Annotated in this window: 23 protein-coding genes and 1 tRNA gene; 10 read left to right on the top strand and 14 right to left on the bottom strand. The window is 66.2% G+C overall.

Annotated elements, in window-relative coordinates; all coding sequences use genetic code 11:
* Positions 1–126 precede the first annotated feature (126 nt).
* Positions 127–1,485, bottom strand: a complete 1,359-nt coding sequence (gene tig, locus QX010_RS20240) for a trigger factor (RefSeq protein ID WP_315799688.1) — start codon at positions 1,483–1,485, stop codon at positions 127–129.
* Between the two features lie 172 nt (positions 1,486–1,657).
* A tRNA-Leu gene (locus tag QX010_RS20245) sits at positions 1,658–1,742 on the bottom strand.
* 174 nt (positions 1,743–1,916) lie between these two features.
* On the opposite strand from QX010_RS20245, the gene QX010_RS20250 reads away from it, so the two are divergent.
* Positions 1,917–3,221, top strand: coding sequence for a multicopper oxidase domain-containing protein (locus QX010_RS20250; protein WP_316181563.1), 1,305 nt, complete (start codon positions 1,917–1,919; stop codon positions 3,219–3,221).
* A gap of 27 nt (positions 3,222–3,248) precedes the next feature.
* Positions 3,249–4,331, top strand: coding sequence for an enolase C-terminal domain-like protein (locus QX010_RS20255; RefSeq protein WP_315799687.1), 1,083 nt, complete (start codon positions 3,249–3,251; stop codon positions 4,329–4,331).
* 211 nt (positions 4,332–4,542) lie between these two features.
* Here QX010_RS20255 and QX010_RS20260 read toward each other — a convergent pair whose 3' ends face one another.
* Entirely contained in the window at positions 4,543–6,042 is a 1,500-nt protein-coding gene (locus QX010_RS20260; protein WP_315799686.1) for an NAD(P)H-hydrate dehydratase, read from the bottom strand.
* Positions 6,043–6,581: 539 nt separating this feature from the next.
* On the opposite strand from QX010_RS20260, the gene QX010_RS20265 reads away from it, so the two are divergent.
* Entirely contained in the window at positions 6,582–6,920 is a 339-nt protein-coding gene (locus tag QX010_RS20265; RefSeq protein WP_009027873.1) for a P-II family nitrogen regulator, read from the top strand.
* Positions 6,921–7,143: 223 nt separating this feature from the next.
* Complete coding sequence (glnA, locus tag QX010_RS20270; RefSeq protein WP_316181446.1) at positions 7,144–8,553, top strand: type I glutamate--ammonia ligase; 1,410 nt, start codon at positions 7,144–7,146, stop codon at positions 8,551–8,553.
* Between the two features lie 347 nt (positions 8,554–8,900).
* On the opposite strand, the gene QX010_RS20275 is transcribed toward glnA, so the two are convergent.
* The gene (locus QX010_RS20275; RefSeq protein WP_316181448.1) at positions 8,901–9,521 is read right to left on the bottom strand and encodes an ATP-binding protein; all 621 of its coding nucleotides are present in this window, start codon (positions 9,519–9,521) and stop codon (positions 8,901–8,903) included.
* A 119-nt stretch (positions 9,522–9,640) separates the two neighbouring features.
* Between QX010_RS20275 and QX010_RS20280 the strand changes: the two genes are divergently transcribed.
* From QX010_RS20280 to QX010_RS20290, 3 genes are all read left to right on the top strand, one after another.
* Positions 9,641–10,543, top strand: a complete 903-nt coding sequence (locus QX010_RS20280) for a helix-turn-helix domain-containing protein (RefSeq protein WP_316181450.1) — start codon at positions 9,641–9,643, stop codon at positions 10,541–10,543.
* Positions 10,544–10,668: 125 nt separating this feature from the next.
* Complete coding sequence (locus QX010_RS20285; RefSeq protein ID WP_315799683.1) at positions 10,669–11,955, top strand: MFS transporter; 1,287 nt, start codon at positions 10,669–10,671, stop codon at positions 11,953–11,955.
* The gene (locus QX010_RS20290; RefSeq protein ID WP_316181452.1) at positions 11,948–12,862 is read left to right on the top strand and encodes an amidohydrolase family protein; all 915 of its coding nucleotides are present in this window, start codon (positions 11,948–11,950) and stop codon (positions 12,860–12,862) included. The genes QX010_RS20285 and QX010_RS20290 overlap by 8 nt, the downstream gene beginning before the upstream one ends.
* A gap of 56 nt (positions 12,863–12,918) precedes the next feature.
* Here the strand turns inward: QX010_RS20290 and QX010_RS20295 are convergent, their stop codons facing one another.
* Both QX010_RS20295 and QX010_RS20300 read right to left on the bottom strand, forming a co-directional pair.
* Positions 12,919–13,530: a hypothetical protein gene (locus QX010_RS20295; RefSeq protein WP_315799681.1), complete on the bottom strand. Its 612-nt coding sequence runs from the start codon at positions 13,528–13,530 to the stop codon at positions 12,919–12,921.
* Between the two features lie 81 nt (positions 13,531–13,611).
* On the bottom strand, positions 13,612–14,382 hold the full coding sequence (locus QX010_RS20300) for a gamma-glutamyl-gamma-aminobutyrate hydrolase family protein (protein WP_315799680.1): 771 nt from the start codon (positions 14,380–14,382) through the stop codon (positions 13,612–13,614).
* 240 nt (positions 14,383–14,622) lie between these two features.
* Between QX010_RS20300 and QX010_RS20305 the strand changes: the two genes are divergently transcribed.
* Positions 14,623–15,771: an AI-2E family transporter gene (locus QX010_RS20305; RefSeq protein ID WP_315799679.1), complete on the top strand. Its 1,149-nt coding sequence runs from the start codon at positions 14,623–14,625 to the stop codon at positions 15,769–15,771.
* A 41-nt stretch (positions 15,772–15,812) separates the two neighbouring features.
* Here the strand turns inward: QX010_RS20305 and QX010_RS20310 are convergent, their stop codons facing one another.
* From QX010_RS20310 to QX010_RS20330, 5 genes are all read right to left on the bottom strand, one after another.
* Positions 15,813–17,870, bottom strand: coding sequence for an acyltransferase family protein (locus QX010_RS20310; RefSeq protein WP_316181455.1), 2,058 nt, complete (start codon positions 17,868–17,870; stop codon positions 15,813–15,815).
* A gap of 273 nt (positions 17,871–18,143) precedes the next feature.
* The gene (locus QX010_RS20315; RefSeq protein WP_315799678.1) at positions 18,144–19,313 is read right to left on the bottom strand and encodes a M20 aminoacylase family protein; all 1,170 of its coding nucleotides are present in this window, start codon (positions 19,311–19,313) and stop codon (positions 18,144–18,146) included.
* Positions 19,314–19,473: 160 nt separating this feature from the next.
* Positions 19,474–20,022, bottom strand: a complete 549-nt coding sequence (locus QX010_RS20320; protein WP_316181457.1) for a phosphohydrolase — start codon at positions 20,020–20,022, stop codon at positions 19,474–19,476.
* A 36-nt stretch (positions 20,023–20,058) separates the two neighbouring features.
* A complete protein-coding gene (locus QX010_RS20325) occupies positions 20,059–20,361 on the bottom strand; it encodes an antibiotic biosynthesis monooxygenase family protein (RefSeq protein WP_315799676.1) in 303 nt (100 codons plus the stop codon).
* A gap of 68 nt (positions 20,362–20,429) precedes the next feature.
* Positions 20,430–21,653 (bottom strand): GGDEF domain-containing protein, encoded by a 1,224-nt coding sequence (locus tag QX010_RS20330; RefSeq protein WP_316181459.1) that lies wholly within the window; start codon positions 21,651–21,653, stop codon positions 20,430–20,432.
* Positions 21,654–22,040: 387 nt separating this feature from the next.
* On the opposite strand from QX010_RS20330, the gene QX010_RS20335 reads away from it, so the two are divergent.
* Positions 22,041–24,137, top strand: coding sequence for a LamG-like jellyroll fold domain-containing protein (locus QX010_RS20335; protein WP_316181461.1), 2,097 nt, complete (start codon positions 22,041–22,043; stop codon positions 24,135–24,137).
* Between the two features lie 89 nt (positions 24,138–24,226).
* Here the strand turns inward: QX010_RS20335 and rpsI are convergent, their stop codons facing one another.
* The 3 genes from rpsI to QX010_RS20350 all read right to left on the bottom strand — a co-directional run bounded on the left by rpsI (position 24,227) and on the right by QX010_RS20350 (position 25,762).
* Positions 24,227–24,709 (bottom strand): 30S ribosomal protein S9, encoded by a 483-nt coding sequence (gene rpsI, locus QX010_RS20340; RefSeq protein WP_006611043.1) that lies wholly within the window; start codon positions 24,707–24,709, stop codon positions 24,227–24,229.
* A 1-nt stretch (position 24,710) separates the two neighbouring features.
* A complete protein-coding gene (rplM, locus tag QX010_RS20345; protein WP_315799673.1) occupies positions 24,711–25,175 on the bottom strand; it encodes a 50S ribosomal protein L13 in 465 nt (154 codons plus the stop codon).
* 158 nt (positions 25,176–25,333) lie between these two features.
* Positions 25,334–25,762 carry a PaaI family thioesterase gene (locus QX010_RS20350; protein WP_316181468.1) on the bottom strand — a complete coding sequence of 143 codons (429 nt, stop codon included), beginning with the start codon at positions 25,760–25,762 and terminating at the stop codon, positions 25,334–25,336.
* 70 nt (positions 25,763–25,832) lie between these two features.
* On the opposite strand from QX010_RS20350, the gene QX010_RS20355 reads away from it, so the two are divergent.
* Positions 25,833–26,654 carry an enoyl-CoA hydratase gene (locus tag QX010_RS20355; RefSeq protein ID WP_315799671.1) on the top strand — a complete coding sequence of 274 codons (822 nt, stop codon included), beginning with the start codon at positions 25,833–25,835 and terminating at the stop codon, positions 26,652–26,654.
* Positions 26,655–26,665 lie beyond the last annotated feature (11 nt).

Raw genomic sequence — 26,665 nt, forward strand, 5'->3', positions numbered from 1 at the left:
AGGTCGTTGCTCTGTTCAAGCTGATTCCCGCGGCGGCGGCCAGCACCCGAACCGGGCTGACCGGCGCTTTCGCCGGTCAACCTTAATCACGCGCTTATGTCGCGAACCCTACGATGGGCGGCCTTTTCAGGCAGCCTTGTCGCTGTCGTCGTCCTTGAACAGCTCGTCCTTGGAGACCTTCTTCTCGGTCACATTGGCGAGCTCGAGGATGAAGTCGACGACCTTGTCCTCGTAGATCGGCGCGCGCAGCTGCGCGAGCGCCTGCGGGTTGCTGCGATAGAAGTCCCAGACCTCCTTCTCGCGGCCCGGCATCGAGCGCGCACGCTCGATCACGGCGCGGCTGACCTCGTCGTCGGTCACGGTGATCTTGTTCTTCTCGCCGATCTCGGAGAGCACGAGGCCGAGGCGCACGCGGCGGTCGGCGATGGTGCGGTACTCCTCCTTCGCCTTGTCCTCGGTGGTGTTCTCGTCGGCGAAGGTCTTGCCGCTGGAATCCATCTCGGCCTTGACCGAGTTCCACATCAGGTTGAACTCCTCGTCGATCAACGACGGCGGCGCATCGAACTTATGGGTCTCGTCGAGACGGTCGAGCAGCGCGCGCTTGACGCGCTGGCGGGTCGCCTGGCTGAACTCGCCGGCGAGACGATCGCGCATCAGCTGCTTCAGCTTGTCGAGCGATTCCAGGCCGAGCGTCTTGGCGAACTCGTCGTCCACCACCTTGTCTTCCGGCGCCTCGATCGCGGTCGCCGTGGTCTCGAACTCCGCGGCCTTACCGGCGAGCTCGTTGTTCAGGTAGTTGGTCGGGAACGTGACCTTGAGCGTACGGGTCTCGCCGACGCCGATGCCGACCAGTTGGTCCTCGAAACCGGGGATGAAGGTGTTGGAGCCGATGACGACGTCGATGCCCTCGCCGGTGCCGCCCTCGAAGGCGACGCCGTCGATCGTGCCCTTGAAGTTGATCTTCACGCGGTCGCCGTTCTCGGCCTTCGCGCCATCGGCCTTGGCGGCGTAGCTACGGTTGGCATCGGCCAGGCGCTTGATCGCCTCGTCGACGTCGGCGTCGGTGATGTCGGCCACCGGCTTTTCGACCGAGAAGGTCTTGAAGTCGGCGAGCGCGATCGCCGGCACGACCTCGACGGCCACGGTGTAGGTCAGGTCGGACTCGCCAGCGAGGATCTTCTCGACCTCGGCTTCCTCGGTCGGCATCGTCACCTTGGGCTCGGTGGCCAGGCGGAAGCCGCGCTCGGTGAAGATCTGCGTGTTGGTGTCGCGGATGGTCTGGTCGATGGTCTCGGCCATGACCGACTTGCCGTAGATCTTCTTCAGATGCGCGACCGGCACCTTGCCGGGGCGGAAGCCGTTGATGCGGACCTTGTCCTTGAGATCGACCAGCTTGGCATCCGCCTTGGCGTCGAGATCCGCCGCCGGAACGCTGATCTGGAACTCGTGCTTCAAGCCTTCCGACAAGGTTTCTGTGACCTGCATGGCGTCAATCTTCTTCCGCTTCGGTCCGAACCCTTGCGATCCGGACACATCTGACTCAATTGTGGACGACGCGCGGCAAAGGGCCTTGCGTCGGTGGGATCGGCGGCCCCGCTTCTCTGTGCGAGAGAACGGGTTCGCCGGTAAAACTAGGGGCAAACGCCGGAGAAGCGCTTGGTGCGGGCGGAGGGACTCGAACCCCCACAACTTTCGTCACTGGAACCTAAATCCAGCGCGTCTACCAGTTCCGCCACGCCCGCGTGAACTGCATCGATAGCCCGGCCGCGGTGCCGCGGGCGGCGCGGCTTATACCACGCACGAAACCGTCCGCAGCAAAAAAATGGGCTGTCGAAAGCACCACCGGCAGGCCGATCGACCGTGTCGAACGCACAGATAAGGGAAAACAGCATGATCCGCATCCCCCTCATTGCACGATGTTTTGTCGCATGACGGAATCGTCGGAGGGGCTCAGCCGCCGCGCCCTGCTCGGCGGCCTCGCGGCAGCCGGCGCGGCCTCGTTTGCCCGCCCGGCGCGGGCCGCTCGCCGAATCTCGGTTTCGTTGAACGCTCGCGGCGAATCTCTCGTGCTGGCCCAGGGACGCGCGGCCAGCCCGCTCTGGCGGCTGGCAGCACCGGCCCCGGTGGTCCGGCTTGCCCGCGGCACGGCCCTGGATCTCGACCTTTCGAATGGCCTTACGATCCCCGCCGCGCTGTCCAGCCGCGGCCTCGCTTTGCCCGCCCCGCTGCTGGCGCAGGCGGAGATCGGCCCCGGCGGCCGGGCCACCATTCCAGCCCTGGCGTCGCGGGCCGGGACCGGCCTGCTCGACCTGCGGCTGCTGGCCGACGTCGTGGCGATCCGCCCGCTGCCTGTCATCGTCGATGAGGCCGCGACGGTAACTGTCGACCGCGACGAGGTTTTCCTGATCGAGGACTTCAGGCTCAAGGCCGACGGCACCGCGGTTGCGCCGGGAACCGAGGCGACGGACGCCGAGCTCCTCTACACCGTCAATGGGCAGACCCAGCCCGAGATCGCGCTGCGGACCCATGCGCGGGTCAGGCTGCGGTTCATCAATGGCTGTCAACGCGCTGTGATCGCGATCAAAATCGCCGACCTCGACGCCGTCCGCGTGATGGCCATCGACGGCCAGCCGGCCGAGCCTTTCCTGGCGCGAAACGGCGCGGTGGTGCTGCCGCCCGGCGGCCGGACCGACGTCTTCATCGACATGCCCGCCGCCAAGACGGCGCTGGCCGTGCTGCTGCACGACGGCAGCAATCCGCGTCCCCTCGCCCGGCTGATGGCGTCCAGCGAGCCGCCGCTCCGTGCCGCCCCACTGCCGCCGGCGCAGGCTTTGCCGTCGAACGGTTTGCCGGACAGACTGGACCTCAAGACGGCCGTTCGGGCCGAACTCGCGCTCGACGGCGCCGAGTGGCGACCACCCGCCCAGTTCAGCGCCACCGCCGAACCCGCCTTGCAGGCGAAGGCCGGCCGGGTGGTCGTGCTGGCTCTTACCAACAAGACCGCCGCCTCCCGTGTGGTCCATTTGCACGGCCAGCCGTTCCGGCTGCTCGACCAGCTCGACGACGGCTGGAAGCCCTATTGGCTCGACACGCTGGCACTGGAGGCCGGCCAGACCCAGCGCATTGCGTTCCTTGCCGAGCAGTCCGGCCGGTTCCTGGTCGAGAGCATGGCGACCAGCTGGGCAGCGCCGCGCCTGCTGCGATGGTATGAGATCCGGTGAGGAAACGAACCTGAGGGAACAGTCCCCATGACCATCGCTGCCATCACCGGGGTCACGGCGCGCGCCGTGATCACGCCCATGAAGCGCCCCTTGCGCAACGCGTTCGGCATCATCGACTCCGGACCGCTGGTGCTGATCGACGTCGCCACCGATCAGGGGGTTACCGGCCACTCCTACCTGTTCGCTTACACCAGGATCGCGTTGAAACCGCTACTGCATCTGGTCGAGGAGATCGGCCGCGAGCTCAATGGCCAGGCCCTGGTCCCGTTCGACCTGATGAAACTCATGGACGCCAAATTCCGCCTGCTCGGCTGGCAGGGCCTCGTCGGCATGGCCGTCTCGGGCCTCGACATGGCGTTCTGGGACGCGCTCGGTCAGCTCGCCGGCAAGCCCGTCGTCGAGCTGCTCGGCGGCACGGCGCGGCCGATTCCGGCCTATGACAGCTATGGCGTGCTCGATGCAAAGGACGACGAGCGCATCTTACGCGCCGCGCGCGACGAGCACGGCTTCCGCGCCATCAAGACCAAGGGCGGTCATGGCGATCTCGCGACCGACGAAGCGATGATCAAGGGCCTGCGCGCCCTGCTCGGCCCGGACATGGCGCTGATGCTCGACTTCAACCAGTCGCTCGATCCCCCGGAAGCCACGCGCAGAATCACGCGCCTTGCGGACTACGACCTGACCTGGATCGAGGAGCCGGTGCCGCAGGAGAATCTCTCCGGCCATGCCCGGGTGCGCGAGCGGTCGGAGATCCCGATCCAGGCCGGCGAGAACTGGTGGTTTCCGCGCGGCTTTGCCGAGGCAATCGCGGCCGGCGCGTCCGACTTCATCATGCCCGACCTGATGAAGGTCGGCGGCATCACCGGCTGGCTCAACGTCGCGGGTCAGGCCGATGCCGCCTCGATCCCGATGTCGAGCCACATCCTGCCCGAGGCGAGCGCGCATGTCCTGGCGGTGACGCCGACGGCACACTGGCTGGAGGTGCTGGACTTCGCCGGCGCCATTCTCGCCGAGCCGCTGCAGGTGATTGACGGCAAGGTGACGGCGAAGGGCCCGGGCCTCGGGCTCGCGTGGAACGAGAGCGCGGTGGCGAAGTATCAGGTCACGTGAGCCGACCAGCGTTAGCTAGACGGTCCGACGTCACCGCAACCACAACTGTCATTGCCCGGGTTGACCGAGCGATCCCGTACGCCGAGGCGGCCGTGATTGACTCGATGGGCCGCGGCGTACTGGATGCCCGCTGGAGCCTGTCATCGGGCTTGCCAAAGGCGAGACCCGGTGGCGGGCATGACAGTGTCTGCCGGGCGACGGCTCGCCCTGCTCAATACTCGATCCCGAACCGGTCATAGAGCCGCCGGAACACCGCGGGCAGCGTCTCCGTCAGGTCCTCGGCAATCAGCCCCGGCCCCGCCTCGTTGCCCGCCTCGCCATGCATCCAGACGCCGATGCAGGCGGCCTCGAACGCCGGCACACCCTGCGCCAGCATGCCGGCGATGATGCCGGCGAGCACGTCGCCGGCGCCGGCGGTGGCGAGCCAGGGCGGTGCGTTGGCGGCGATTGCGGCGCGGCCGTCGGGCGCGGCCACCGTCGTGTCGGCGCCCTTCAACAGCACCACGGCGCCGCAGCGCACCGCTGCCGCGCGGACGCGCTCCAGCTTGGAGCGGCCGGGATGCTTGTTGCTGAGATCGGAGAACAGCCGGGGGAACTCGCCCTCGTGCGGTGTCAGCACGATCTGCGCCTCGGCCATCGCCCTGAGCTGCTCGAACAGCCGCTCCGGCGCATCGGCGAAGCTCGTCAACGCGTCGGCATCGAGCACGAGGTGACGCTGCGCCGTGAGCGCGGTGTAGACGAGGTCGCGCGTGCGCTCGCTGACGCCGGTGCCGGGCCCGATGATGCAGGTGTTGTAGCGCTTGTCGCCGAGCAATTCGCCGAACGCGATCGCGGTGTCGGCGGCGCGCACCATCACCGCCGTCAGCGCCGCGGCATTGACCGCCAGCGCATCCCGCGGCGAGGCCAGCGTGACGAGGCCGGCGCCGGCCCGCAACGCGGCCCGCGCGGCCATCCGCGCCGCGCCCGTGGCGGTGACGTCGCCGGACATCGCCAGCACGTGCCCGCGGGCGTATTTGTGGCCGTCGATGCGTGGCACCGGAAAATGGCCCTGCCACAGCTCGGGATCGTTCTCGAAGGCCTGCGGCCTGATCTCCGCGAGCACCTGGGGAGCGATGCCGATGTCGGCGAGCCGGACGCGCCCGCAATGCTGGCGGCCCGGCAGCAGCAGATGCGCCGGCTTCTTGCGGAAGAAGGTCACCGTCTCGGTGGCGCGGACTGCGATGCCCATCACCGCGCCCGTGGTGCCGTTGATGCCGCTCGGCAGGTCGACCGCGAGCACCGGCGCGCCATTGCCGTTGATCGCTGCGATGACGTCATGAGGCTCGCCGGTGACGGGCCGGCTGAGGCCGGCGCCGAACAGCGCGTCGATGATCAGCGCCGGCCTGCCGATCGCCTGCGGCGTGAACGGCAGCACCGGAAACTTCCAGCCCTTGGCGGCGGAGGCCGCGTCGCCGTGCAACGCGTCGCGCTCGCACATCAGGATGACCGAGACGTCCCTGCCCTGCGCGGCGAGTTCGGCCGCGGCAACGAAGCCGTCGCCGCCATTGTTGCCCGGCCCGCAGACCACCACGATCGGCCCGGTCTCGACCAGGTCCATGGCCGCCTCGGCCACTGCCTGGCCGGCGCTCAGCATCAGCGAAAAGCCCGGCGTGCCGGCTGCGATCGTCAGCCGGTCGGCGCGCTCCATTTCGCTCGTGGTCAAGATTTCCATCGCCGCTCTCGTCCCCAGCCGCCGTCTAGCGCCGGCTGCGTGATATCGTCCCCATCGCGTCTCAGCGGGCGTCGGCGCCCCGTCCCGAGGAGCCGGCGCGCGCGAATCCCGCGCTTCCTATTGCCGCGCCGGCCCGCAACTTCCAAGGGCGCTGCGCGTCTGGCAAGACGCGACGAAACCCGGCATGTCGCCTTTTCCCTGGGCATTTCGGACAGCGCGCGTCTGGATCGTCGATGTCTGCACAACGTTTGATCTGTTTGCCTAATCTCAAGGCTCCGGTATTCTAGACGTTCCTTGAGGGAATCGTCAGGGCGCTCGTGAAATGCCTGATTATCGGCCCTATTTGGGCCCGTTAACGACTTGGCATAGACCCTGCTTTTGTGGAGCCACTTCGGCACGGGGCAAGTCGGGCAGTCAATCACCCGGCCTCCGCCGGAGAGTGTCGGGCCCGGTAGCGAAATGATCGAACGACCTGCGCGTGGGCGCAGCCTGACGATGACCCACCTGTTGTTTATAGCGGAATGCCCGGGAGGCGCTCAGTGAAGAAGATCGAAGCCATCATCAAGCCGTTCAAGCTCGACGAGGTGAAGGAGGCGCTTCAGGAAGTGGGACTTCAGGGCATCACCGTCACCGAAGCCAAGGGTTTTGGCCGGCAGAAGGGTCATGCCGAGCTGTACCGGGGCGCCGAATACATCGTCGATTTCCTGCCCAAGGTGAAGATCGAGATCGTGATCGGCGACGACCTGGTCGAGCGTGCGATCGAGGCGATCCGCCGCGCCGCCCAGACCGGCCGCATCGGCGACGGCAAGATCTTCGTGTCCAACATCGAGGAAGCGATCCGCATCCGAACCGGCGAATCCGGTCTGGACGCGATCTAGCCTGACCCGGGGCCTGGAACGGACCGTCCGCTCCGGGCCCTGCACAGAACGTTTGCTGCGCCAGCAGCCCTCACGGCAGCTCAGGCGTCCTCTGCGAGGCGCTTGCACGCGGCCGTTTTGGCGTTTCCGATATTGTCTTGGTCCCCGCGCGAGGCTAATGGAGCATGACCCGCGGACGCCGTCCCGCGCCGGGCCGTGACGTTATAAGCCAAGAGGGGTATTCATGAAGACCGCCAAGGACGTCTTGAAAGCAATCAAGGACAACGACGTCAAATATGTCGACCTCCGCTTCACCGACCCGCGGGGCAAGTGGCAGCACGTCACCTTCGACGTCAGCATGATCGACGAAGACATTTTTGCCGAAGGCACCATGTTCGACGGCTCCTCGATCGCCGGCTGGAAGGCGATCAACGAATCCGACATGTGCCTGATGCCCGACCCGGTCACCGCGACGATCGATCCGTTCTTCGCCGAAACCACCATGATCATCACCTGCGACGTGCTCGAGCCGACCACCGGCGAGCCGTACAATCGCGACCCCCGCGGCATCGCCAAGAAGGCCGAGGCGATGGTGAAGTCGATGGGCGTGGGCGACACCGTGTTCGTCGGCCCGGAGGCCGAGTTCTTCGTGTTCGACGACGTCCGCTACAGCTCCTCGCCCTACAACACCGGCTTCCGCCTCGACTCCTCCGAGCTGCCGATCAACTCGGACACCGAGTATGAGGGCGGTAATCTCGGCCACCGCATCCGCACCAAGGCCGGCTACTTCCCGGTGCCGCCGCAGGACTCGGTGCAGGACATGCGCTCGGAGATGCTCGGCGCGATGGCGCGCATGGGCGTCAAGGTCGAGAAGCACCATCACGAGGTCGCTTCCGCCCAGCACGAGCTCGGCATGAAGTTCGACACGCTGACCCTGATGGCCGACCAGATGCAGATCTACAAATACTGCATCCACCAGGTCGCGCACATCTACGGCAAGACCGCCACCTTCATGCCGAAGCCGGTCTATGGTGACAACGGCTCGGGCATGCACGTCCACCAGTCGATCTGGAAGGACGGCAAGCCGGTGTTCGCAGGCAACAAGTATTCCGACCTGTCGGAGACCTGCCTGTCCTACATCGCCGGCATCATCAAGCACGCCAAGGCGATCAACGCCTTCACCAACCCGTCGACCAACTCCTACAAGCGTCTGGTCCCGGGCTATGAGGCGCCGGTGCTGCTCGCCTACTCCGCGCGCAACCGCTCGGCCTCGTGCCGCATCCCCTACACTTCCTCGCCGAAGGCCAAGCGCGTCGAGGTCCGCTTCCCCGATCCGATGGCCAACCCCTATCTCGGCTTCGCCGCGATGCTGATGGCCGGCCTCGACGGCGTGAAGAACAAGCTCGATCCGGGCCCGGCGATGGACAAGGATCTCTACGACCTGCCGAAGGAAGAGCTGAAGCAGATCCCGACCGTCTGCGGCTCGCTCCGCGAGGCGCTCGAGAACCTCGACAAGGACCGCGCCTTCCTGAAGGCCGGCGGCGTGTTCGACGACGACTTCATCGACAGCTACATCGCGCTGAAGATGACCGAGGTCGAGCGCTTCGAAATGACCCCGCACCCGGTCGAGTTCGACATGTACTACTCGGGCTGATCGCCCGACACGATCGGCGGATCACGAAGGCGCCCCCTCGCGGGGCGCCTTTTTGTTTTGCCTCGTCTCAGGCCTCCTCGTTCCGAGACCGGCGGGGCCTCGTCCTTCGAGACGCTTGGCTTCGCCAAGCTCCTCAGGATGAGGGTGGAGATTTCACCCGGAACGTCTGCGTCTCTGCGAACCTCACAGCCTCTACTCTCCATGGACACGCCGGTCGGCGTGTTCATTGTCCATGTGCAGCGCCACCTTCGGTGCCCGACCCTCATGGTGAGGAGGCGCGCGCCCATCGGCGCATGAGGGCGAGTAACGGCCATTCGCGCGCCGTCTCGAACCATGAGGCCCGATCGTCAACCAGGCGCGCTTTGTCGCGGGAAGGCGTACGCGCCCTGATGAGCGCTCATCTCCGCAGATGTCGGCGGCTCCCAGATGCTTTCGATGAAGTCGAACATCGGCCGTGTGACGGTGAGCGAGAACGTTTCGTCCCGCGTCTCGTTGCGGGAGCTGACGCGCCGCCATCGTTCGTCGGCCGGAACGTCGAGGAAATGCAGCGTGACGTCGAACCCGGATTGCCGGGCCAGGGCAGCGAAGCTCGCCCGGCTGCTGGCGCGCAGAAACGACAGGTCGAGCACCGGCGCGACGCCGGCTTGCGCGCAGCTGATAGCCATGCGCCCGATCTGATGTTCGCAGCGCCCGACCCGCTCAGCGATCCAGTCGAAGCGCATCGGCTCGGGCTGATCGCTGGCGAACAGCTCCACCATCCATTCGTCGATGGAAAAATGAACCCCGTTGCAGCGCCTGACGAGGTCGCGGGCGTAAGTGGTCTTGCCGGCGCCGGTCGCGCCGCAAACGAGGTGGAATGTGCTGGTCATCGCTTCAGATCCTCCGGGGTTCCAGAAGATATATACCCGGATAAAATATGCCCCGTAAATATCACCCGGATAATATTTGCCGACGACCAACGCGGCCATGAAGGCGGCTGCGACCCGCGAGGTTGGAGAACGCCGCGCCCTGCCAGCCGGAAGTCGCCAGCCCGGCAAGACAATGCTAAAATTTATGGCAGCCATTCAGCCAGACGCACCTTGCCCCCATGCAGCTCAATCCCCTTCGCCATGCCGAGCGCGTCACGGGACGACGGCAATCGGCGCTGATCGACCTGTGGTCGACGGCCGGGTTTGCTGCTGCTGTCAGCGAGGTCACCGGGCCGCACCTCTACGAGTATGGCGAGCTGCCGGTCCCGACGGTGGCGATCACGCTGTACGACGTCCGGCGTCACGTCCTGATCGAGGATGGCACGGTCCGGCGCGATGCGCCGGTCAGCGCGGGGCGTTTCCGGATCGGCCAGCCCGGCTGCAGCGTGGTGGTCGATGCCGTGCCTGAGGTCCGTTCGGGCCAGCTGTTGCTGCTGTATCTCGGCGATGCCCTGCTGAAGGAGGTCGCGGCGTCGCGCGGCTCCGCAGCGCCGGTCACCCTGACGAACCAGGCCTGGGACACCGAAGATCCGATGCTCGAAGCGGCGGCGACGCGGTTGGTCGAGAGCTGCGGCGGCGGCGAAAGGCCAAGCCGGCTGCTCGCCGAACAGTTCGCCTACACGCTCGCGCTGCACGTCTCGGACCGCTACGCAGTGCAGCGCCCACCCGGACTGGAGCAGACGCCGCCCTTGGACGACCGGATGCGGGCGCGCGTCACCGAGTTCGTTCGCGCCGATCCCGGTGCGCCGGTCACGCTGGCCGCGATGGCGGAGGTGGCGGGGATGAGCCCGTCCTCCTTCCTCCGCAGCTTCAAGCAGGCGACCGGAACGACGCCGCATCGGTTCGTCGTCGAGCAGCGCGTGCTGGCCGCGCGCCGGCTGCTTTCGACCTCCGATCTGCCGATCGTCGAGATCGCATTGTCGCTCGGCTTCTCCTCGCAATCGCATTTCGGCGCCGCGTTCCGGGCGGTGACCGGCGAGAGTCCGGCCCGCTATCGCCGCATGCAGCGCGGCGGCCGGTGATTTCCTGACAAGGCTGCACGCAGCAGCGCCGATCCTGACGATTTTCTGACAGACACCGCCGGATCTTTTCGGCGAACTCTGCCGCGGATCGACCGTTCAACAAGAGCGGCGCATGGGAGGCGAGGATGTCGACAGCTGCAGACACGGTGGTGCCGATCGAGGATACGAGCCTCACCGGCTTCTACAATGGCATGACCACGGCCGAACGGCGCACCTTCTGGGCCTGCGCCACGGGCTGGGCGCTCGACGGCATGGACTTCATGATCTACCCGCTGGTGATCGGCACGATCATCGCGCTGTGGAAGGTTGACGCCGGCACCGCGGGCCTCGCCGGCACGGTGACGCTGCTCGCCTCGGCCTTCGGCGGCTGGGCGGCGGGCTATCTCGCCGACCGCATCGGCCGCGTCCGGACGCTGCAGTTCACCATCATCTGGTTCTCGCTGTTCTCGCTGCTGTGCGCGTTCGCGCAGAACTTCGAGCAATTGCTGGTGCTGCGAGCCCTGCTCGGACTCGGCTTCGGCGGTGAATGGGCGGCCGGCGCGGTGCTGATGGGCGAGACCATTCGCGCCCAGTATCGCGGCCGCGCCGTCGGCAGCGTGCAGTCCGGCTGGGCCGTCGGCTGGGGCCTCGCGGTGCTGGCGCAAGCCGCCTTGTTCTCGCTGCTGCCGGCCGATCAGGCGTGGCGGTGGATGTTCGCGATCGGGGCCTTGCCGGCGCTGCTGGTGCTGTATCTGCGCGCCTTTGTAAAGGAGCCGGAGGTCGCCGCCGCCGCCCGCGCCAAGGTCGCCGCCGCCGGCGACCGCCCCTCGATCCTGGAGATCTTCCAGGGACCAATCCTGAAGACCACCATTCTCGCCTCGCTGGTGGCGACCGGCTGCCAGGGCGGCTACTACGCGATCACCTTCTGGGTGCCGCGCTTCCTCACCACCGAGCGCAAGCTCTCGATCGTCAGCTCGACCGGCTATCTCGCCGCGCTCATCATCGGCTCGTTCATCGGCTATCTGGTCGGCGCCTGGTATGCGGATCGTTTCGGCCGGCGCAACCTGTTCCTGGTGTTCTCGCTCGGCGCCATGGTCGTGGTCGCCGCCTACACCCAGCTGCCGCTGTCGAACGAGCTGCTGTGGCTGCTCGGCTTTCCGCTCGGCTTCTTCGCCTCGGGCTATTTCTCCGGCATGGGCGCGTTCCTCACCGAGCTCTATCCGACGCGCTTGCGCGGCTCCGGCCAGGGCTTCTGCTACAATTTCGGCCGCGGCATCGGCGCGCTGTTTCCGTTCCTGGTCGGCTATCTCTCGCAGATGACCTCGCTCGCCACCGCGATCTGCCTGTTCGCTCTGTTCGCCTATGCGCTGTTCTTCGTCGCCGCCTATGCGCTGCCGGAGACGCGCGGCAAGGTGCTGCACGCCGATGCGTGAGATCGCACCCGACGCCGATCGGGCTCCCGCCTGCGCGGGGCCCGATCCGCATCCGCGCAGGGCCTCCCGCTTCATCGTGCCGCCAGGCGCGGTCGACACCCACGCCCATGTCATCGGGCTGCCGCCGCGCCATCCCTTCGTGGCCGCGCGCAGCTACACGCCGCCGGAGGCCACCGCGGCATCCTATCTGGCGATGCTCGATGCCACCGGCATGACCTATGGCGTGCTGGTCCAGGTCAGCGTCCACGGCACCGACAACAGCCTGATGATCGAGACGCTGGGCGCCAACCGCGAGCGGCTGCGCGGCATCGCGGTGATCCCGCTCGGCCTGCCGGACCGCGAGCTGGCGGCGTTGCAGCAGGCCGGCGTGGTCGGTTTGCGCCTCAACGTTCTCTACGGCGGCGGCATCGGCTTCGATCAGCTGCACGACTACGCCGCGCTCGCCCGCGAGCTCGGCTGGCACCTGCAGTTCCTGATCGACGCCGCCGACCTGCCGGCCCTGGCGCCGCGGCTGGAGGGGCTCGCGGTCCCGATCGTCATCGACCACTGGGGCCACTTCCCGGTGTCACGGGGCCTCGCCGATCCCGGCTTCCAGACGCTGGTCTCGCTGGTGCGCGACGGCGCCTGGGTCAAGCTGTCCGGCGCCTACCGCAACACGGTCGCCGGACCGCCCTATGCCGACACGGTCCCCTTCGTCCGCCGCCTCCACGCGGCCGCCCCCGACCGCTGCGTCTGGGGCTCCGACTGGCCGCACGTCGCGCACCGCGGCCACATGATGAACGTCGGCGAGCTGCTCGACCTCTTGGCCGACTGGGTGCCCGATGCCGCCGCCCGCAACCGCGTCCTCGCCGATAACGCCCAGCGGCTGTACGGGTTTCCGCCGAGCGGAGGCAGACACTCATCGTGATCGATCAATGGTGGTGACGATCACCGGTCTCAGCCGGCGCCGAGGGATGACTCCGATTACTTCGCAGCGAAATTGACTCCGATCTCGGTCACCACGGGCGCGAGCTTCAGCAGCGCCGGATTGTCGGACGACACCTTCACGCCGTCCCCCGAGAGCGCACGTGGCGTATCCTTCTCGGTGCCGAACCGCACCGTCACCGAGCAGCCGCCCGGCAGCATGCGCCCGAGGGCGCCGTTCTTGAAGTCGGTGACATAGCCGCCATAGTCCCAGCCGAAGCCCGCGACGACGAAAGGCTTGCCGTTGGCCTTCTGGACCGCAGCGAGGCTCGCGCCGATCGAAATGCCGGCCACGGTCCAGCGGCTGGTCTTGGCGGTGTCGCGAAGGGTCAGTCCGGACACCGTGGCGGTCTTGTCTTCGATGAAGGCGACTTCGATGCGGCGGTCCATCGCGCGGGGAAACAGCACGAGGCCCTTGTAGGTCTCCCCCTCCGCCCCCGGCAGATCCTCGATCACGGCTTCACTGCCATAGCGCTGCTTCAGGCTCTTCGCCGTGTCGGTCGCGGCCGCGGGCAGCGCGCAGGTGATCGGCCCTTCGGTCGGCGGCGCGGTCTGAGCAGAAGCAGGACTGGCAACAGCCAGCGCAAGGACGGTGGTCAAGACATGGCGCATCAATGAACCCTTGTGAGACTGCGAAACAACGCGGCCGGCATCGTTAGGTCTGTTTCGCCGCATCTCGGGTTCAGGCCGACGTCACGACGACTGCCGCCGCTTCCTCACGGCATCCCCGAACGCCTCGAACAGCTTGCGGTTGATCGGGTTCTTCTGCGGATCGTATTCGGCGTGCCATTGCACGCCCAATGCGAAGCTCGGCGCGTCGGCGATACGGATCGCCTCGATGGTGCCGTCCTCGGCGATGCCCTCGATGACGACGCGGTCGCCCGGCTCGAGGATGCCCTGGCCGTGCAGCGAATTCACCTTGATGCTCTCGCAGCCGAGGATGCCGGCGAAGGCGCCGCCCGGGGTCAGCCGCACCTCGTGGCGGTCGGCGAAGATGACGGTCGGATCGGGATGGATCTCGCCATTCTCCAGCCGGGGCATGCGATGGTTCATGCGGCCGGGAATCTCGCGGATCTCCGGATGCAGCGAGCCGCCGAAGGCGACGTTCATCTCCTGGAGGCCGCGGCAGATGCCGAACAGCGGGATGCCTCGGGAGACGCAAGCCTCCGTCAACTGCAGCGCGACCTCGTCGCGATGGATGTCGTAGGGCTCGTGCTTGAGACTGGGCTCGGTGTTGAAGCGGGTCGGGTGCACGTTGGCACGGGCGCCGGTCAGGACCACGCCATCGACGACATCGAGCAGCGCGGCGATGTCGGTGATCTCGGGAACGCCGGCAAACATCAGCGGCAGCGCGCCTGCGACCTCGGCCACGGCGCTCAGGTTGCGTTCGCCCACCATCTGCACGGTGAACCTGTTCTCGACGCGATGGCTGTTGCCGATCACGCCGACGACCGGACGCTTCATGGCCCTCGTTTCTCTCCCTGGGAGCCCAGGCTCGATCTCCAATGAGCCCGGAGGCACAGACCATGCCTCGACAAATCATGCCTGTGTCGCAAAGCCGGATCAACATATGGCGGCGCGGGTCGCCAATGCCAATTCCGGACAACCCCGCAAGCGCCCCGCCGCAACCCCATCCCAAGCCTGCGCTTGATCCGCCAGCCGTTTTCGCCAATGTGTGGGGCCGATCAGCACAGAGGACGCCCCATGACCGCCCCCGCCGACCCGCGCCTCCAGGCCCGCAGCGACCTGGCCTGGGCCATCGCCGTGGGCGGCATCGGGGTGATCCTGTTCATGGCCGCGCTCGCCTTCAGCTGGTATTACGCTGCGGCGCTGTTCCTGCTGTTCTCCGGCATGCTGCTCGGTGTCGCGCTCAACGCGATGACCAGCCTGCTCGGCCGCGTGCTGCCCTGGCCGCACCCGGCGCGGCTCGTCATCGTCTGCGTGGCGCTCGCGGCCGTGCTCGTCGGCATCGTCTTCCTGGGCGGCACCACCATCGCGGAGCAGGCCAAGGTGCTGAGCGATACGATCAAGTCGCAGCTCGGCAACATCAAGGGCTTCCTCGACCGCAACGGCATCGACACCAGCTTCTTCGACTTCAACGCTGCGAACACGGCCACTGCCGCGCCTGATGGCGGCTCGACCACACCGACCCAGACGCCGTCCCATGGCCTGCCGGGCGGCCTGCCCTCGCCAAGCGCGCTGGCCTCCTCCGGCGGCGCCATCGTCAGCCAGACCTTCAAGCTGCTGCTCGGCACCGTCAGCGCCGTCGGCAACTTCTTCATCGTGTTGTTCTTAGGATTGGCCTTCGCGGCCCAGCCGGCGGTCTACCGCAGCGGATTGCTGTTCCTGGCGCCGGCGAAGTACCGCGACCAGGCCACCGTGATCGTCGACCGCATCAGCTACACGCTGGAGCGCTGGCTGATCGCCCAGATCACGACGATGTTCGCGGTCTTCCTGGTCACCTGGATCGGCCTTGCCATCATCGGCGTGCAGAGCTCGTTCATCCTGGGCATCCAGGCCGGCCTGCTGGCGTTCATTCCAACCGTCGGCGCGATCATCGCCGGCGTCATCGTGGTGCTGGCGAGCCTTGCCTCCGGCTGGGTCGCTGCGGTCAGCGCCTTCGTGCTGTTCCTCGGCGTGCACGCGATGGAGAGCTATGTGCTGACGCCGCTGATCCAGCGCCAGGCGCTGGACATCCCGCCGGCCACGCTGTTCGCGTTCCAGATCCTGCTCGGCATCGTGTTCGGCGTGTGGGGTCTGACCCTGGCGCTGCCGCTGATGGCGATCGCCAAGGTCATGATCGATTATTTCAAGAGCGACCACCGCACCGAGGACGCCGCCGCCGCGATCTGAGACGTCGGCCGGGAGCGATCGGTCATACGGCCCCTGCTCCGCTATCGCATGCGAGACGGAGCGTCCTGATGACCCGTCGAGTCGCCCGCTACGAACTCCTTAAGCCTGGCTTCCGACGGGCGACCCAGCCTGCCCAGGAAGGCATCCAGTTGCGGCTTCAATTTCGACACCACGAACTTGGAGCCTTCCGGCGTGAGGTGAATGATGTCCCAGATGATCGGCGTTTCCGGATCAATCTTCGTTGGACAATTCCTCACGCTGCAGATGGCATCGAGCACCGAAACGTACTGAACGCCAGGATGAGCGCGCGCGATGTCCCGGAGAACGTCGTCGGCCTTGAACGATGCCTCCACGGGCGTGAGCGCGTTGCCCACCGGCAGATGCGTCCGTTCGTATTTGAACAGGGTCTCAGCCAGCGGCGCCGGGAATTCCAGCGACGGCCCGAGCAACAGAACCGGAACGCCCGCGTCTTCCGCCTCCTTCAGCAACGCACCAAGATAGGTGTCGAAGCGCGGCGCGCCCGATCGGCCATAGGCTTCCACGTACCAGCGCCAATTGCCCGAAATGATCACCGCCGCGGGAGTCCGCGCCTTGATCTGCTCGCGCAGCAGACGATTGGCGTCATTGCAGTTTCGCGAAAACCCCTGCTGCAACTCGACAAAGGGAGCGCACGCAGCCGTGGTGAGCTGCATCAGTTGATAGTTGTCCGCTGGAAGGTAGTCACGCAGCCCCCAGGAATAATGGGCAGCGATGCTGTCTCCGGCGAGCAGAATGTTGCGCTTGTCTGCCACGGGCGTGAGACACGCGCCGAAATCGTAGCTCGACAACGGTTCTTCGGGCCCCAGAAAGCAGCTGTGCGTCCGGTAGAACGGGGTCACAGTCTGGGCATTGTAGCGCAGCATCCGCTCCTGCGACGGCGGGAAACGTCCTGCATAGCCCTCGTGCATGACGCCGTGCACCCCGACCGCAAGCAGGACGACGGCCGTGGCGGCAGTCAATCCTGAGACCCGCAGGCCGTTCCAGGTCATGCGCGCCCGGATGGGCCGCTCCACCGCAACATGGGACACGTACGCAAGCAGCACGACCGACGCCAGCAACGCCACCGTCCCGACATTCGAACTTGCGACGTCGAGCGGGAGTGCCGCCCTCCCGAGAACAAACACCGGCCAATGCCAGAGATAGAGCGAGTACGACAGCCGCCCCACAAGCGCCCCCGCATCCTCGAACGGAAGCCGGGGCCGGCCCTCCTCCCGATTGAAGGCGATGATGGAGAGAGCCGCGCCGAGACAAGGGATGAGGGCATGCAGCCCCGGAAAGCGGGTCTCGGACCGGAACATGACCACCGGAATCACGACGAGCGCCAGGCCGACCACCCCAAAGACGCAGCGCGCCACGAACCTGACCGGCGACCAGCGATGGAGAAAAAAGGCGACGCTTCCGATCAGGAATTCCCAGGCGCGCAGAGGAGCAAGGTAGAACGCGGCGGAGGCCGAATTCTTGATCAGGAGCTCGTCGAGAATACACAGCGCCAGCGTGCCGGATATGACGAGAGAGAGCGAGGACTTCGACGCCGGATCGCGAAAGAGCTTGCTCCAGACCCACGTGATGACCGGAAACAAGAAGTAGAATTGCTCTTCGACGGACAGTGACCAGGTATGAATCAGAACCTTGCCCATCGTCGGGAGATCGAAGTAACCGGTCTCCATCCAGAAGAACACGTTCGACGAAAACAGCAGCGTCGATATCGCGCTTCCGAAGAAGGTTCGGTAGTCGCCCGGCGGCACCAGGAAATAGCCGACGATCCCCGTCACGCCGATCATCAGGTAAAGCGCCGGCAGCAGGCGCCTTGCCCTGCGCTCGTAGAACGCCAGGAACGAGAACGAGTCGGAGGCAAGTCCCGCCCAGATCAACCGGGAGATCACGTAGCCAGAGATGACGAAGAAGACGTCGACGCCGACGAAGCCGCCGCCGAATCCCGGCAGCTCATAGTGAAATCCGATCACCGAAATGACGGCGAACGCGCGCAGACAATCGATGTCCGCGCGATACTCCAAACGCCCCGAAACGCTCACACTGACAACCCGCATCGGCGAGGCCAACTTGGCCTACCGGGCTACCGGTGACACGCATGGAAACGAAACTCAACATTCAGAAACAATCATTGGAACTAAGCATGACATGGTGTGACCAAGTCGCCGCACTCCAGCGCGCCAAAGCCTATTGAACAGCCTTTTCGTGGCTGATGACCGAATTTCGGTGCGTGAACCGAACGTAGGCGAGACGGCGAACGATCGCCGCTTCAAAGCCACCATTGCGCCGTAATTCACGTCCGAACGCAGCCAGAACACTTCCCAAACTATCAACTAAGAAGTCTAGCCGGCCGGCATCGCGGTCTCGACGAGCTTGGCCCAATAGCTGATGCCGTGCGGGATCACGTCATCGTTGAAATCATATTCGGGGTGATGCACGCCGGCGCCATCGCCGATGCCCATGAAGACGAACGCGCCGGGCCGCGCCTGCAGCATGTAGGCGAAGTCCTCGCCGCCGAGCCGGGGCGGCATGTCGGTGATGACCTGATCCGGCCCGACGACGCTGCGCGCCACGTCGGCGGCGAACGCGGTCTGCTCCGCATGGTTGATGACGACCGGATACCCCCATTCGTAATCGATCTCCGCCTCGACGCCCATGCCGCTCGCGAGCGCCGTCACGAGGCCCTTGAAGCGCTCGTCCATCAAACGGCGGATGTCCTCGTCGAGCGTGCGCACGGTGCCGCCGATGATCGCGGTCTGCGGAATGATGTTGTCGGCAGTCGTCCCCGCGTGGAAGCGCGTGATCGACAGCACCGCGCTCTCGACCGGATCGACGTTGCGCGCCACGATCGTCTGCAGCGCGGTCACGATCTGCGCACCGGCGATGATCGGATCGACGCATTTGTTCGGCCGCGCGGCATGGCCGCCGAGGCCTTTCAGGCGCACCTCGAAGGTGTCGGCGGCGGCCATCACCGCGCCGGTGCGCGTCGCGACGGTCCCGAGCGGAAGACCCGGCGCGTTGTGCAGGCCATAGACCTCCTCGATGCCGAAGCGCTCCATCAGGCCGTCCTCGACCATCGCACGGCCACCGGCCCCGCCCTCCTCGGCCGGCTGAAAGATGACGATGGCGGTGCCGGCGAAGTTGCGCGTCTCGGCGAGATAGCGCGCCGCGCCCAGCAGCATCGCGGTGTGGCCGTCATGGCCGCAGGCGTGCATCCGGCCCGGAATGGTGGACTTGTGCGGGAGGTCGCCGACCTCCTGCAGCGGCAGCGCATCCATGTCGGCGCGCAGGCCGATGACACGCTGCGACGGCTCGCGCCCGCGGATGACGCCGACCACGCCGGTCCTGCCGATACCGGCGACGACCTCATCGACGCCGAACGACCTCAACAGCTCGGCAACGCGCGCGGCCGTCCGATGCACCTCGTAGAGCAGTTCGGGATGCTGGTGGAAGTCGCGGCGCCAGACCTTGGCGTCTTCGGCGAGCTCGGCGGCGCGGTTGATGATCGGCATGACGGAGTTCCGGAAAATGAGAGCACGCCGTGGCGACGTGCGTGTCATCTCATTGCATGTCGCGCGACGGCAAAACACAAGCCACATTCGCTCATGCGATGCTGCGCAGGCTGCATTGCCGCGGTGATGCGGCCGTTCAAAAACGCCTGAGCTGATCCGCTTAGGATCGAAGGCCGCGCAGCTCGCGCGCGAGATTGCTCCGCGCCTTCCGGTCGAGCGCGGCGGCAAAGCCCGCATCCGGATAGATCACGGGGCGGCTTCCGAAGCGCTCCAGCACCGCCGCGCGCCCGGCGCGGTAGGCGTCGTCCGGCACATCAGCATATTCGCGCCGGATCGCATCGGCATAGGCGTCGTAGCTGGCCTCGTCGCTGCCGAGAATGGCGAGATCGATCGAGACGAGCAGCGCGCCCAGCCGATCGCCGGGCGCGACATCGTGGGTGCGGGTCAGCCGGATCAGGCGTCCGACCTCGTCGCGCAGATCGGCCGCGACATGACGCTCGGCAAGGACGGCGCTCTGCTCCTCATTGTCGGACCGCGTCGGATCATACACGACGTCGTGCCACCAGATCGCGAGCGTCAGGATCTCGCGGTCGCGGACGTTGAGGTCGGCAACGCGAGCGAGCTCGGCCAGGCAGTCCTGGATGTGGCGAAGATCATGGTAGTGCCGTCCCGCCGCGGAGTAGGCTTCGACCAGATCGTCATGCGTCATGGTGGCGTTCCGTCGGCAGCAGCGGCTACGCGGTGCTCAGCCGGCCGAGGTCAGCACCGTCTCGGTGTGCTCGACATCCGGAGGGCTGGCGAAATACTGCCCGACCAGGCCGCGCCATTCGGTGAAGTTCTCCGAGCCACGGAAATCGACCGTGTGGCTCTCGAGCGTCTCCCACTTCACCATCAGGCGGTAGCGTTGCGGCTTCTCGATCGACTTGTGCAGCTCGAAGCCGTGAAAGCCCTTGGAGCGGCCGAACGCGGCGCGTGCTTTGGCCACCGCGGCCTCGAAATCCTTCTCCGTGCCCGGCTTGACGTCGATCTGGGCGATTTCCGTGATCATGCTCTGTCGGCCTCCCCTGGTGTGGGCCGCTTGTCTAGCCCAGACCTCGGGAGAGCGAAAGCCGCGCCTCAGCTCGACAATACCGCCTGTTCCGACTGCGGCAGGCTGGCAGAAGCGGCGGCGCGCTGGCGGCGGTAGCGGTCGAGCGACAGCGGCAGCTCCTCCGACGCTTCGACCCGGTTGCGACCGGAGCGCTTGGCCTTGTAGAGCGCGGTATCGGCGGCCGCGAGCAGCACGTCGAGTTCGGTCCCGCCCGGCCCGCCGGCGACGCCGATGCTGACGGTGGTGTCCACCGGCTGGTCCTCGCGCACCACCCCGGAGGCCGCGAACGCCTCGCGGACACGCTCGGCGGCGACCATGGCCTCTTCGATGGAACAGGGCAGAAGGGCTGCGAACTCCTCGCCGCCGATCCGGCCCGAGAGATCGGTGAGGCGCAGATTGTTGACCACGACGTCTGCGAAGATCTTCAGGACCTCGTCGCCCTCGGCGTGGCCGAAGCGGTCGTTGATCGACTTGAAATGATCGATGTCGAAGATCAGCACGCTGACCGGCCGCTGCTCGCGCGCCTCGCGCTCGATCAGTTGCGCGCAGGACTCGGCAAAGCCGCGCCGATTGAGCAGGCCCGTCAGCGGGTCGGTGGTCGCCGCGCGCTTGTGGGCGCTGACGATGCGCTCCGACACCAGCATGAAGATCACGAACACGGTGCCGACAGCGTAGAGCACGAGCTCGATCGAGAAGATCGTGACCCAGGCCCCGGCGAAGGCGCCGTCGGACTCGCGCAGCATGTTGCCGAGCAGGATCGGCAGCATCAGGACGAAGCCGTGCATCACCGGCACGATCAGCGCCGGCCAGCGCTTGTGCAGAGACCGCCGCCGCTCCTGCCACAGCTCGGCCGCGGTGAGCATGGCATAGATCACGACGATCGCGGCGCCGATCGTCAGCCGCAGCGCCTGCGCCGAGGGATCGAGCAGCATGCCGCTGGCGATCCAGACGATGGCGCCGAGCACGAGTCCGGGCACGCTCGGCCGCTTGCCATGAAACACGCGCGCGGCGTTCCACACCATGGCGGTGGCGATCAGGCCGATCGAGCTCAGGAACAGCGACACCACCTCGCCATAGAGCTCCCCGATCAACGTCCACAGCGCGATCGCGACCGCGCCGAGGACATAGGCCGCGCCCCACCAGCGCAGCGCCGGCGTGTTCTCCTGCCGTCCGAAGTGCAGCAACATGGCGCCAAGCAGCGCCGCGACCATGGTCGCTACGATGTCGAGCGTCATGCTGTCGAGTGCCATCCGTCACCTCGGTTGCTGCGGCGGCGCGGAGACTTTGGTTAGCGCGGCCTTGTCGCGATCAACCTAGCGAGCGGTCTGTTCGAAAGAGGTTTGCCTGGGATACCAAGTTTTCTCGAAAAGCTCGGCACAACTCGTCGGCAAATTGCTGCGCAAAATGCTGCAAACAGGATTCAAAACCGATCGCGCCAGGCACCATGCGCGCCCGCCTTGATTGCACGAAATGCAGCTCATTATTGAGAGTTGCGGAACTGAGCATGTGGAATCAATCGTTTCCCGCTCCGCACCGAACACTCATGGAAACGATAAGAAACCTTCTCAAATTTGAGATCATCTCTCCCTACCACGGCGCGACAGCAGCGCGATCGGTCGCATGCGATGGGGACGAGAATGTCTTTCGACGACGATTCATACGACAGCCAGGCCGCACCAAATCATCCGTCGCGCGATCCGCAAGCAACCCAGGGCGTCGATCGCCGCACGCTGCTGCGCAATGCCATGGGCGTCTCGGCGCTCGGCCTCGGTGCCAGCCTGTTGCCGGGCCAGGCCGCGCACGCGCATTGGCGCATGCACCACCATCATCACCACGTCACCACCAGCTTCGCGCTCGCCGTCCTCCCCGATACGCAGTTCTACTCGCGCTATGCGACCTCCGAGGAAGGCCAGGCCTATCAGCGGCAATATGGCAGCACGCCCTATCCGGCGCAGACCCAGTTCATTGTCGACAACGCCGCGAAATATCACATCCCATTCACGATCCATCTCGGCGACGTCGTCGACCAGTCCAGGCATCCGCAGCAATGGGCCGTCGCCGACGCCGCAATGAAGCTGCTGGAGAATGCCGGCCGGCCGTATTCGGTGCTGGCCGGCAATCACGACGTGCTGTCGGCGCTGGAGTTCGAGAGCGCGGCGAGCCAGAGCGCGGGCACCGATGCGCAGCGCGGTTCATCGGAGCCGTATCTGTCCTGGTTTCCGGCCAGCCGCGCGGCGAAGCAGCGGACCTTCCTGGAGCGGCATCCGAGCGGCTGGCACGAGGCGCATGTGTTCCACGCCTGCGGCGTCAGCTTCATGGTGCTGTCGCTGTCGTGGCGTGCCTCGGACGACGCCGTCGCCTGGGCGCGCAGCATGATCGCGCGGCACCCGATGCTGCCGGTCATCCTCGCCAACCACCAGTTGCTCAACATCGCCAATGACGGCACGAGCCCGCTCGAGGTCGCCTACGGTCAATACCTCTGGGAGAAGCTGATCCGCAGCAACGACCAGATCTTCATGACGCTCAACGGCCACTATCATGGCGGCGCGCTGCTGACGAAGATCAACGACTTCCATAACCCCGTGCACCAGATGGTGGTCGACTATCAGATGGCCTATCAGGGCGGCAACGGCCTGATGCGGCTCTACGAGTTCGACTTCACGGCCAACAAGATCGACGTCGCCTCGTTCTCGCCTTGGGTGGTCGAGAAGCCGAAGGACAGTCTCAAGCAGTTCGACCGCGCCTGGCTGACGGAGGACAACCACGAGTTCTCGATTGCCATCGACTTCCGCCGGCGTTTTTCACGCTTCACCAATTTCTGCCATCTGCCGGCCTTCGCCGGCACGCCGATCCTGCCGCGGGTGAAGCAGGATCTCTATGCCAACTACACCGAGGCGCCGGAGCCGGTGGTGGTGCCGCCCGCGAACGAACAGGACTATCCGCTGATCGCCGAGACAACAGCGCATTGGCGGATCGCGTCGTCGGCGATCGGCAAGGCGGTGGCCGCCGGCACCGCGCTGTCGGACCTCACCGCCGCCAACCCAATGCAGCGCGCATCGCTCGCCGGTGCCGCGGAGGTCGCCGATGTGGCCTTCACCGCCGACAAGCACCGCCTGTCGTCAGCGCCGGGGAGCGTTCAGTTCCTCAACACCACCAAGCAAGGCGCCGGCCGCTTCAGCTGGTTCACGACGGCGGCCAACGCGCCGATCAATGCCGCGACCTTCGCATCCGGCTACACGGTCGAGGCCTTCATCAAGATCGATCCGAACTGGAAGGCGGCCGATCATGCCTGGTGCAACATACTCACCCGCTTCGGCAACCGCGGCTGGCTGCCGGGCTATGCCGGCGGCGACCCGGAATCGCCGCCGATCCTGTTCGCGATCTCCAACCTCCGCGAGGTGCAGTGGGAGATCGTGCCGTCGAGCTCGACCAGGCAGCCGCAGACCGACTGGTCCGGCGAGATCATGCTCGACACCTGGTATCACCTCGCCATCGTCAACGACCCCACCGATAACTCCACCGTGCTCTACATCGAGGGCGCGCCGGTCGTGCGCAGCGTGATCGGCGGCAACGGCATCGCGAGCGTCGCAGCGTCCCAGCCCTGGGCGCTCGGCTGCGGCTGGTGGGACCGCGCGCCGTCCGATGGCTTCATCGGCAGCATCGGCGAGGTCCGCGTGGTGTCGAAGCCGCTGGCGCCGAGCCAATGGCTGACCGCGCGCCGCGCCAGCGCCTGATCACACAACCTCCAAGCAAAACGGGCGCCCGCGAGGGCGCCCGTTCGTATTGGGTGCTGACGGATCCGGCCGCAGCCGGACCCAGGAGATCAGCGCTTCGAGAACTGGAAGGAGCGGCGGGCCTTGGCCTTGCCGTACTTCTTACGCTCGACGACGCGCGAGTCGCGGGTCAGGAAGCCGCCCTTCTTGAGGACGCTGCGCAGCTCCGGCTCGAAATTGGTCAGAGCCTTGGACAGGCCGTGACGCACCGCGCCGGCCTGGCCGGACAGACCGCCGCCGGCGACCGTGCAGATCACGTCGTACTGGCCCTTGCGGGCGGCGACGACCATCGGCTGCTCGATCATCATGCGCAGCACCGGACGGGCGAAGTAGACCTCGATGTCGCGGGTGTTGACGGTGACCTTGCCGGAGCCCGGCTTGATCCAGACGCGGGCGACCGCGTCCTTGCGCTTGCCGGTGGCATAGGCGCGGCCGAACTTGTCGACCTTCTTCTCATACTTCGGAGCGTCCGGGGCCGTGACGGCGCCCTTGAGCTGCGACAGCTGATCGAGAGACTGGATGCTTTCGGCCATCTTATGCGGCCCTCGTGTTCTTGCGGTTCAACTTGGCGATGTCGATCTTCTCGGGGTTCTGCGCCTCGTGCGGATGATCAGGTCCGCCATAGACACGCAGATTGCCCATCTGCACGCGGCCGAGCGGGCCGCGCGGGATCATGCGCTCGATGGCCTTCTCGATCACGCGCTCGGGGAAGCGGCCCTCGAGGATCTGGCGCGCGGTGCGCTCCTTGACGTGGCCGACATAGCCGGTGTGCTTGTAGTACGTCTTCTGCTCGCGCTTGCGGCCGGTCAGCACGGCATGCGCGGCATTGACGATGATGACGTTGTCGCCGCAATCGACGTGCGGGGTATAGATCGGGAGGTGCTTGCCGCGCAGCCGCATCGCGACCAGCGTGGCGAGACGACCGACGACCAGACCCTTGGCGTCGATCACGACCCACTTCTTCTGGACCTCGGCCGGCTTTGCCGAAAAGGTTTTCATGAGAGATATCCGTGACAGGGAGAATGCGGCGCGGGTGACGCGCCGAACTGGTCGCAGCTTCTAGAGAAGCGGCCTGCATTCGTCAACGCCATCCACGCGAAATTAATACAATAAAAACAGCTACTTACAAATATGGTGCAATAATACCCTAAAAAACCCTACGCATTCGGAATGGAATAGGTCGCCGTGACATGGGCGATCGGATCAGGCGATTCCCCTGACAACAGCGTAACTTCGCCGACCGCTAGCCGCTTGCCGAGCTTGAGCAGCCGCGCCTCCGCCAGCACGTCGGCGCCGGCCCCGCCCTTGCGCAGGAAGTTGATGTTGAGATTCGTGGTCACGGCGAGCCCGACCGGGCCGATCGCCGACAAGAGCACCACGTACATCGCGAAATCGGCCAGCGCCATCAGCGTCGGCCCGGAGACGGTGCCGCCGGGGCGCAACATGCGCTCGTTGAAGCGCTGGCGCATCCGGCAGCTCTTGCCATCGGCGCTCTCGATCGAAATGTCGCCGCCGGTGCGGAACGCCTGGGGAAATTCCGCGTGCAGGAACGCTTCCAGCTCCGCGATGGTCATCTTCGCCGTCATGTCTCCCCCTGCTCTCGTCGTCGCTCATCTGTTACATTAGCTGCATCGACGCGCCCATATGGAAATCGCAATGTCCGCCCCTGCCCTCGCCGACGCCGCCGATACGCCGATTTTGTTGCGCGAGATGGCGGGCGCCGTCGCCGTGCTCACGCTCAACCGCCCGGCACAGCGCAACAGCCTGTCGGAGCCGCTGATCGCAGAGCTGCATCAGGCCCTGGCCGAGATCGGCGCCGACAAGGCCGTGCGCGCCGTGGTGATCGCAGCAAATGGCCCGGCGTTCTGCGCCGGCCATGACCTCAAGGAACTCACCGCGCATCGCGGCGACGCCGACCGCGGCCGCGCCTTCTTCGCCAAACTGATGAATGCCTGCAGTGCGATGATGCAGGCGATCGTGCATCTGCCGAAGCCCGTTGTCGCGTCCGTGCAGGGCATCGCCACCGCCGCCGGCTGCCAACTGGTCGCGAGCTGCGATCTCGCCGTCGCCTCCGAGCGCGCCTCGTTCGCTACGCCCGGCGTCGACATCGGCCTGTTCTGCTCGACGCCGATGGTGGCGCTGTCGCGCAACGTGCCCCGCAAGCAGGCGATGGAGATGCTGCTGACCGGCGAGCCGGTTCCCGCCCCGCGCGCCCGCGAATTGGGCCTCGTCAACCGCGTGGTCACGGCCGGCACGGAGCGCGACACCGCGATTGCGCTGGCACAACAAGTGGCGCGCAAATCGGCCTATACGATCAAGCTCGGCAAGGAGGCATTCTACCGCCAGGCCGAGATGAGCCTTGCCGACGCCTATCGCTATGCGGCAGAGGTGATGACGCAGAACATGCTCGCCCGCGACGCGGAGGAAGGCATCGGCGCCTTCATCGAAAAGCGGACGCCGACGTGGCGGGATGAGTGAGCACCGACGCT

Origin of the sequence: Bradyrhizobium sp. SZCCHNRI1009 (genome assembly GCF_032487575.1) — a bacterium.
Lineage (GTDB): Bacteria > Pseudomonadota > Alphaproteobacteria > Rhizobiales > Xanthobacteraceae > Bradyrhizobium.

Excerpts from the sequence above, each read along its gene's own strand:
- QX010_RS20355 (WP_315799671.1), top strand. The coding sequence starts at position 25,833 with ATGTCCGCCCCTGCCCTCGCCGACGCCGCCGATACGCCGATTTTGTTG.
- QX010_RS20305 (WP_315799679.1), top strand. The coding sequence starts at position 14,623 with ATGACCGCCCCCGCCGACCCGCGCCTCCAGGCCCGCAGCGACCTGGCC.
- rpsI (WP_006611043.1), bottom strand. The coding sequence starts at position 24,709 with ATGGCCGAAAGCATCCAGTCTCTCGATCAGCTGTCGCAGCTCAAGGGC.
- QX010_RS20280 (WP_316181450.1), top strand. The coding sequence starts at position 9,641 with ATGCAGCTCAATCCCCTTCGCCATGCCGAGCGCGTCACGGGACGACGG.
- QX010_RS20250 (WP_316181563.1), top strand. The coding sequence starts at position 1,917 with ATGTTTTGTCGCATGACGGAATCGTCGGAGGGGCTCAGCCGCCGCGCC.
- rplM (WP_315799673.1), bottom strand. The coding sequence starts at position 25,175 with ATGAAAACCTTTTCGGCAAAGCCGGCCGAGGTCCAGAAGAAGTGGGTC.
- tig (WP_315799688.1), bottom strand. The coding sequence starts at position 1,485 with ATGCAGGTCACAGAAACCTTGTCGGAAGGCTTGAAGCACGAGTTCCAG.
- QX010_RS20335 (WP_316181461.1), top strand. The coding sequence starts at position 22,041 with ATGTCTTTCGACGACGATTCATACGACAGCCAGGCCGCACCAAATCAT.
- QX010_RS20315 (WP_315799678.1), bottom strand. The coding sequence starts at position 19,313 with ATGCCGATCATCAACCGCGCCGCCGAGCTCGCCGAAGACGCCAAGGTC.
- QX010_RS20325 (WP_315799676.1), bottom strand. The coding sequence starts at position 20,361 with ATGATCACGGAAATCGCCCAGATCGACGTCAAGCCGGGCACGGAGAAG.
- QX010_RS20300 (WP_315799680.1), bottom strand. The coding sequence starts at position 14,382 with ATGAAGCGTCCGGTCGTCGGCGTGATCGGCAACAGCCATCGCGTCGAG.
- QX010_RS20260 (WP_315799686.1), bottom strand. The coding sequence starts at position 6,042 with ATGGAAATCTTGACCACGAGCGAAATGGAGCGCGCCGACCGGCTGACG.
- glnA (WP_316181446.1), top strand. The coding sequence starts at position 7,144 with ATGAAGACCGCCAAGGACGTCTTGAAAGCAATCAAGGACAACGACGTC.
- QX010_RS20285 (WP_315799683.1), top strand. The coding sequence starts at position 10,669 with ATGTCGACAGCTGCAGACACGGTGGTGCCGATCGAGGATACGAGCCTC.
- QX010_RS20295 (WP_315799681.1), bottom strand. The coding sequence starts at position 13,530 with ATGCGCCATGTCTTGACCACCGTCCTTGCGCTGGCTGTTGCCAGTCCT.
- QX010_RS20255 (WP_315799687.1), top strand. The coding sequence starts at position 3,249 with ATGACCATCGCTGCCATCACCGGGGTCACGGCGCGCGCCGTGATCACG.
- QX010_RS20350 (WP_316181468.1), bottom strand. The coding sequence starts at position 25,762 with ATGACGGCGAAGATGACCATCGCGGAGCTGGAAGCGTTCCTGCACGCG.
- QX010_RS20275 (WP_316181448.1), bottom strand. The coding sequence starts at position 9,521 with ATGGCCGCGTTGGTCGTCGGCAAATATTATCCGGGTGATATTTACGGG.
- QX010_RS20320 (WP_316181457.1), bottom strand. The coding sequence starts at position 20,022 with ATGACGCATGACGATCTGGTCGAAGCCTACTCCGCGGCGGGACGGCAC.
- QX010_RS20330 (WP_316181459.1), bottom strand. The coding sequence starts at position 21,653 with ATGGCACTCGACAGCATGACGCTCGACATCGTAGCGACCATGGTCGCG.
- QX010_RS20290 (WP_316181452.1), top strand. The coding sequence starts at position 11,948 with ATGCGTGAGATCGCACCCGACGCCGATCGGGCTCCCGCCTGCGCGGGG.